The following is a 5502-nucleotide window of genomic DNA, read 5'->3' as shown; positions in this document are numbered from 1 at the left end:
CCGGCCCTCGCCGCGTCGGCCGCGACGGCGCCTGCCTGCGCGCCGAGCGCGCGCAGGTCGATCCACGGATAGCGATGCATGGAAACCCTCGATGGTCGAAAAAGACCGGGTACGACGGCCCGGCGCAGCGGATCAGGCGGCCAGGTGCGCGGCGCGCCGCTCGACGCCGTGCACCGCGTCCGACAGGCGGCGGATCAGCGGGGCGGCCTTCGGCGCGGCGAACACGTTGCGGCCGGCCGCGATGCCGAGCGCGCCCGCGTTCATCACCCGCGACGTGAACGCGACGAACTCGTCTTCGGGCAGCTTCGCGCCGCCCGCGACCAGCACCGGCAGCGACGAACCGGCGATGATGTCGGCCATGCTCGCGGCGTCGCCGCTGTACGGCAGCTTGACGATGTCGGCGCCGAGATCCGCCGCGACGTTCGCCGCATGGGCGATCAGTTCGGCCTGCGGACGATCGCCGAGACCGGGGCCGCGCGGATAGATCATCGCGAGCAGCGGCAGCGACCAGCGCGCGCATTCGGTCGCGATGCGGCTCAGGTCGAGCAGCTGCTGGGATTCCGTTTTCGAGCCGAGATTCACGTGCACGCTGACCGCGTCCGCGCCGCTCGCCAGCGCGTCCTCGACGCTCGCGAACAGCGTCTTCGCGTTCGCGTCCTCCGCGTAGCGCGTGCAACCGTTCAGGTGCACGACGAGCGCGAGATCGCTCAGCACGTCGGGCGCCAGGAAGCGCGCGCGGCCCCGATGCACGACGATCGCGTCGCCGCCGTGCGCGGCGATGTCGCCAACCAGTTGCCGCAACTGCTGCGGATGGGCGATCGGCCCGTCCGCGAGCGAATGATCGAGCGGCACCATCAGACACTTGCCCGACGCGGCACGCACCACCCGCCGCATCCTGAGCGCCTTGCCAGAAACCGATAGAAGAGCGTTCATCCGTGATTCCTCGCCAGAAATGGAAAGGCCGGCCCGTTCGACTTCAGCCTGCCCCCGGGGTGCCCGTTTGCGGGCGGAACTGGAGCGACAACCGAGCAACGCTTGCAGCAAATCTTGCGACGTGTAAGACTTGCATAGACCCAATCATCCTATGATTGGATCATCCTTGCAAGTGCCTTGCGAGCGATCCTGTTTCCCGACCGGGGGACGCCTTCGTCGCGGCATCGCTTCCCCTTTGCAGACAACGGCAGCACATCAACCTGTGAGGTGTCTATGAAGTTCGGCGTGTCCTTCCTGCCCGATACCGGCCCGGCCGACCGCCCGGCGGCCGACTATTACGCCCAGGCGCTGAAGCTCAGCGCGCTGTCCGAGCGGCTCGGCTACACGTACGTGAAGATGACCGAGCACTACCTGAAGCCGTACGGCGGCTACAGCCCGTCGCCGCTGATGTTCCTCGCGGCCGTGGCCGCGCAGACGAAGTCGATCCGCCTGATGACGGGCGGCATCCAGGCGTCGTTCCATCATCCGATCCAGCTCGCGGCCGAAGCCGCGCAGCTCGACGCGATCTCGAACGGGCGGCTCGAGCTGGGCTTCGCGCGCGCCTTCCTGCCGTACGAATTCGACGCATTCGGCATCGATCTCGACTCGAGCAAGACGCGCTTCCAGCAGACGATCGACGCGACGGTGCGGCTCCTCGCCGAGGAATCGGCCAGCGAGGACACCCCGTTCTTCCGCTACCGCGACGCGCAATCGCTGCCGCGCCCGACGCAGCAGCCGCGCCCGCCGGTGTGGGTCGCGGCGCTGCTCACGCCGTCCAGCTTCGAGTGGATCGGCGAACGCGGCTTCAACCTGCTGATGGCCGCGCCGCCGCGCAAGGCCGCGCTGGCGAAGACACAGGAGATGGTGGCGCTCTATCGCGACACGTTCGAGCGCCATCACGGCCACACCGGCCGCAAGCCGCAGGTCGCGATCAGCATCCCGCTGATGATCGGCACGTCGGACGCGCATGCACTGGCACTCGCGGAGCCGCGCCTGCGCCATCACTGGCGCAATTTCGCGGAAGCGGCGAAGTCGTGGGAGCAGGTGCAGTCGCCGGCCTACCAGGGCTACAACGAAGCGATGAAGAACAAGATGGGCGGCATGGACACGGCCGACCTCGACGCAACCGCCGTGCTCGGCACGCCCGACACCGTGCGCCAGCGCATTCGCGCGCTCGAGGCCGACCTCGGCCTCGACGCGATCCTGTGGCACATCGACTACGGCGCGCAGCCGTACGAACTGATGAGCAACAACCTGGAGGTGTTCGCCCGCGACGTGCTGCCGGGACTATGACGCCATGCCGATTCCTTCCGGATCCACCACGGGCTCGCCCATGACACCGTCCCTGTCACTCGACACGATCGTCGTCGGCGCCGGCATCGGCGGCCTCGCCGCCGCGCTCGCGCTGCGGCGCGCCGGCCATCGGGTCACCGTCCTCGAACAGAGCCGGGCGTTTCGGGAAGTCGGCGCCGGGCTGCAGGTCGTGCCGAACGCGACGCGCGCGCTGCGTGCGCTCGGCGTGCTCGACCGGCAGCGGCTGGCCGCCGTCGCCCCGATCGCGACGATCCGCCGCCGCTGGCAGGACGGCAGCCTGCTCGGCACCTTCCCGCTCGGCGACGCGGTCGAAGCCGAGTTCAACGCGCCTTACTGGAACGCGCATCGCGCCGACCTGCATGCCGCGCTGCTCGACGCCGTGCGCGACCCGTACACGGCCGGCCCGCCGGTCGCCGTCCTCGGCGGCATCGCGGTGCGCGGCCTCGACGCATACGGGCCGGACGGCGCGACGCTCGTCGATGCGGCGGGCACGCGCTGGCGCGCGGATCTCGTCGTCGCGGCCGACGGCATTCATTCGACGCTGCGCCACGCGCTGCTCGGCGACGACGCGCCGCACTACAGCGGCGACGACGCGTATCGCGCGCTGATCGACGCCGATGCGATCGACCCGCGCTCGCCCGTGTTCGAGATCGTCAAGGAACCGCAGGTGACGATCTGGCTCGGGCCCGGCCGGCACGCGATCCATTACTGGGTGCGCGACCGCCGGCTGCTGAACCTCGTCGTGATCGTGCCGGGCGACGGCAGCACGCGCGAATCGTGGAGCAGCAAGGGCGACCGCGCGACGCTCGAGGCCGAGCTCGCCGGCTGGGATCCGCGCCTCGTCGGGCTGATCCGCTGCGCGTCGGACCTGAGCCGCTGGTCGCTGCACGACCGGCAGCCGCTCACGCGCTGGGTGTGGGACAGCGTGTGCCTGCTCGGCGACGCGTGCCACCCGATGCTGCCGTACCAGTCGCAAGGCGCCGCGCAGGCGCTCGAGGACGCGGTCGTGCTCGGCCGGTGCGTGACCGGGCTCGCGTCGAAGGACGCGCTCGGCGCCGCGCTGGTCGAATACCAGCGCCTGCGGATCGACCGCAGCGCGCGGATCCAGCTTGCATCGGCCGGCAACGGCGGCGTATTCCACCTGCCCGACGGCCCCGAGCAGCAGGCGCGCGACGCCGAGCTCAAGTCGCGCCGCGCCGACTTCAAGTCCTATCACTGGACCTGGGCCGACGCGTACCAGCTTTGACGCCCGCCCCGGCGCCGCGCGGCGCGACCCGCGCGGTACCGGGGCTCCTCGCGACAGGACCGCATCATGACGAACACCGTGGACATTGCGCAGCAACTGAAACAGGCGATGCGCGGCGTGGCCGCCACCGTCACGATCGTGACGACCGGCGGCGACGGCGCCGCCGCCGCACCGTGCGCGCTGACCGCCAGCTCGTTCACGTCGGTCGCGCTCGATCCGCCGACCGTGCTGGTGTGCATCAACCGGCGCGCGAGCATTCACGCGTCGATCACCGGCCGCCGGCGCTTCTGCGTGAACGCGCTGCGAAGCTGCCACGTGCCGCTCGCGCTCGCGTGCAGCACGACGGGCTCCGACGCGCGTTTCGCGCACGACGCATGGCGTACCGACGCGGCGACGGGCCTGCCCTATCTCGAGAACGCGCAGACGTCGTTCTTCTGCGACACGCTCGAACAGGTCGAGGTCGGCTCGCATTCGATTCTGGTCGGGCGGGTCACGCGCGTCGCGATGTCCGCCGACGTGAACCCGCTGATGTACGTGAACGGCGCGTTCGCCGCCGTCCGCTCGCTGCCGTCCGATGCCGGCGGCGGATGACGGGCGCACGTTCCGTTGTTTCGAGCATTCGTTCGCGGGGTTCGCACCAGGCCCGTTCGCTCGAGAAAACACGCACCACCCCACCGATGCGTGCGTCACGCGTGATGCCGCACGCAATCGTTGCGTGCGCTGCAGTCACGCTGCGCGCGCACATCACGCACTACCATTGCGCCGCATGCACGCGATGAAACGGAGAAGCCGATGGCACCCGACCTGAACCTGCTGATTTCGCTCGATGCGCTGCTCGAAGAGGGCAGCGTCGTCGGCGCCGCACGCCGCATGAACCTCAGCCCGCCCGCGATGAGCCGCACGCTCGCGCGCATCCGCGAAACGGTCGGCGACCCGATCTTCGTGCAGGCCGGCCGCAAGATGGTGCCGACGCCGCGTGCGCTCGAACTGCGCGGCGTCGTCCGCGAAACCGTGGAGCGCGCATCGCAGTTGCTCGCGCCGTCCGCGGAAATCGATCTCGGCACGCTCGACAAGCAGTTCAACGTGCGTGCGAACGACGTCTTCGTCGGCCTGCACAGCAGCCGGCTGCTCGAGGAGATGGCGCGCGGGATGCCGCGCGCGATGCTGCGCTTCATGCCCGAGGAAGACGACATCGACGACGACGCATTGCGCAGCGGCCGCATCGATCTCTTCATCAGCGCGTCGCGCCGCCTGGGGCCGGAGATTCGCGTGCAGCCGCTGTTCACGACGACCTTCGTCGGCCTCGCACGCCACGACCATCCGATCTTCGACGACGACATCACGCCCGAGCGCTTCGCGCGCTGGCCGCATATCGGCGTGTCGCGGCGCGGCAAGTCGGCGGGGCCGATCGACGACGCGCTCGCCGTGCGCGGGCTCGCGCGCCACGTGGTGCTCGTCGTGCCGACGCCGTATGCGGCGATCTTCGCGCTGCAGGCGTCGGACCTGATCCTGCCGCTGCCCGAGCATCTCGCGCGCGGCGCGGTGCGGGCCGGGCTCGGCGTGCGCACGTTCGAACTGCCGGTGCCGCTCGAAACCGTGCTGATCACGCAGGCGTGGCATCCGCGCTTCCAGAGCGACCCCGCGCACCAGTGGTTGCGGCGTGTCGTGCGCGGGCTGTGCACCGGCCAGCCGGCACTGCGTGCGGCGCACGCATGACGGATGCGTCGCACGCACTCGTCGAGTGCAAAGACGTCACTGTTCGGCATGCATGGCGCGACCGTAGACTGGCTTCGTCCTTTCTCATGGAGCGAGTGCAGTGCATGAAGCAGCAGATCAGACGCGCGCCGTCGCGGCGCCGCCCCGCCGCCTGACTCGCGCGGCCGCGGCGCTGATCGCGCGCATCGACATCTTCACGCCGCGCGGCGCGTATGTCGCGCGCTCGATCATCGCCGCCGCGCTCGCGCTCGGCG

5 protein-coding genes are annotated in these 5502 nt (G+C 70.2%); 4 read left to right on the top strand and 1 reads right to left on the bottom strand.

Annotated elements, in window-relative coordinates; translation table 11 throughout:
• Nucleotides 1-132: 132 nt before the first annotated feature.
• Nucleotides 133-933 (bottom strand): 2-amino-3,7-dideoxy-D-threo-hept-6-ulosonate synthase, encoded by an 801-nt coding sequence (locus tag L810_RS42600; RefSeq protein WP_021164281.1) that lies wholly within the window; start codon nucleotides 931-933, stop codon nucleotides 133-135.
• 285 nt (nucleotides 934-1218) lie between these two features.
• On the opposite strand from L810_RS42600, the gene L810_RS42595 reads away from it, so the two are divergent.
• From L810_RS42595 to L810_RS42580, 4 genes are all read left to right on the top strand, one after another.
• Entirely contained in the window at nucleotides 1219-2265 is a 1047-nt protein-coding gene (locus tag L810_RS42595) for an LLM class flavin-dependent oxidoreductase (RefSeq protein ID WP_230942759.1), read from the top strand.
• A 40-nt stretch (nucleotides 2266-2305) separates the two neighbouring features.
• Nucleotides 2306-3532: an FAD-dependent monooxygenase gene (locus tag L810_RS42590; RefSeq protein WP_042978376.1), complete on the top strand. Its 1227-nt coding sequence runs from the start codon at nucleotides 2306-2308 to the stop codon at nucleotides 3530-3532.
• A 66-nt stretch (nucleotides 3533-3598) separates the two neighbouring features.
• Entirely contained in the window at nucleotides 3599-4123 is a 525-nt protein-coding gene (locus L810_RS42585; protein ID WP_021164278.1) for a flavin reductase family protein, read from the top strand.
• Between the two features lie 201 nt (nucleotides 4124-4324).
• Complete coding sequence (locus tag L810_RS42580) at nucleotides 4325-5248, top strand: LysR family transcriptional regulator (RefSeq protein WP_021164276.1); 924 nt, start codon at nucleotides 4325-4327, stop codon at nucleotides 5246-5248.
• Nucleotides 5249-5502: the final 254 nt, after the last annotated feature.

This window comes from Burkholderia sp. AU4i (assembly GCF_000466765.1).
GTDB lineage: Bacteria > Pseudomonadota > Gammaproteobacteria > Burkholderiales > Burkholderiaceae > Burkholderia > Burkholderia cepacia.
Note: the sequence above shows the minus strand (reverse complement) of the source record. Positions and strands in the feature narration are given on the sequence as shown.

Coding starts and splice junctions, on each gene's coding strand:
- L810_RS42600 (WP_021164281.1), bottom strand. CDS start 933: ATGAACGCTCTTCTATCGGTTTCTGGCAAGGCGCTCAGGATGCGGCGG.
- L810_RS42590 (WP_042978376.1), top strand. CDS start 2,306: ATGACACCGTCCCTGTCACTCGACACGATCGTCGTCGGCGCCGGCATC.
- L810_RS42585 (WP_021164278.1), top strand. CDS start 3,599: ATGACGAACACCGTGGACATTGCGCAGCAACTGAAACAGGCGATGCGC.
- L810_RS42580 (WP_021164276.1), top strand. CDS start 4,325: ATGGCACCCGACCTGAACCTGCTGATTTCGCTCGATGCGCTGCTCGAA.